Origin of the sequence: Brevundimonas sp. (assembly GCF_036659295.1) — a bacterium.
GTDB lineage: Bacteria > Pseudomonadota > Alphaproteobacteria > Caulobacterales > Caulobacteraceae > Brevundimonas.
In genome coordinates this window covers 1-516 of record NZ_JAVXCU010000188.1, presented here as the reverse complement: position 1 = coordinate 516, position 516 = coordinate 1, and the positions used below count along the sequence as shown (strand labels likewise).

Below are 516 nucleotides of genomic sequence, written 5' to 3'. Positions count from 1 at the left end.
ATCACCATGCTGCCGGAAACCGTCTGCGCCGAAGCCGTACGCAACGGCGAGCTGGAAGTGGTGTTGCCGGACTGGTCATTGCCGCAGGGCATCTGCCACGCGGTGTTTGCCTCGCGGCGTGGGCTGTTGCCGGCGGTGCGGGTGTTCATCGACTTCCTGGCCGAACACCTGCCGACCGAGCTGGAGGCCTCGCGCCTGCATTGTGGCGGCGCCTGCGAGCGGGCCAAGGAGAAGATCCGCGCCTCGATGGCCGGTTCGCTGGCAATCGAAGCCGGTTGAACAAAAAACCCCTCGGGCATGCGAGAATGCGCGCCCCGGAGCGTTATCCGGGAGCAATACGTTACGGGCAGATGGCCGAGCGGTTTAAGGCACCGGTCTTGAAAACCGGCGAAGGGTTAAACCTTCCGTGGGTTCGAATCCCACTCTCTCCGCCAATGCCAACATAAGGTATTGATTTTAATTAGATTATTTCGAATATACAGGTCCGCCAGCGGAACGCAGGTCGGGACACACCTC

The 516-nt window shown here is 60.9% G+C and carries 1 protein-coding gene and 1 tRNA gene; both read left to right on the top strand.

Features of this window, described 5'->3' with window-relative positions:
• Positions 1–279 (top strand): LysR substrate-binding domain-containing protein (locus RSB01_RS14285; RefSeq protein ID WP_332625792.1); only part of this gene is annotated, 279 nt, incomplete at its 5' end.
• Between the two features lie 65 nt (positions 280–344).
• Positions 345–434 (top strand) — tRNA-Ser (locus RSB01_RS14280).
• Positions 435–516 lie beyond the last annotated feature (82 nt).